The following is a 296-nucleotide window of genomic DNA, read 5'->3' on the forward strand; positions in this document are numbered from 1 at the left end:
TGTGTTCGCAGTAAAGGATGGTGGAGCTATGCGGGATCGAACCGCAGACCTCCTGCGTGCAAGGCAGGCGCTCTCCCAGCTGAGCTATAGCCCCATCGTAGTTATCTCTCTACCGGTAATTTTTGTTGAGGCAAGGCGTGGTGACACGAAGCATACTCAGGTATGTGAGTGTCGCCGCAACGCAGCATCAGCAAAAATTTGGTAGGCCTGAGTGGACTTGAACCACCGACCTCACCCTTATCAGGGGTGCGCTCTAACCACCTGAGCTACAAGCCTGCAGAGATTTTTTACTGCTG

At 53.4% G+C, this 296-nt stretch carries 2 tRNA genes; both read right to left on the reverse strand.

Features of this window, described 5'->3' with window-relative positions:
• Positions 1–18: 18 nt before the first annotated feature.
• Positions 19–94: transfer RNA gene (locus ACNQ0T_RS23845), tRNA-Ala, on the reverse strand.
• Between the two features lie 105 nt (positions 95–199).
• Positions 200–276 (reverse strand) — tRNA-Ile (locus tag ACNQ0T_RS23850).
• Positions 277–296 lie beyond the last annotated feature (20 nt).

The organism is Enterobacter cloacae complex sp.6700776, from assembly GCF_048284255.1.
Classification (GTDB): Bacteria; Pseudomonadota; Gammaproteobacteria; order Enterobacterales; family Enterobacteriaceae; genus Enterobacter; species Enterobacter intestinihominis.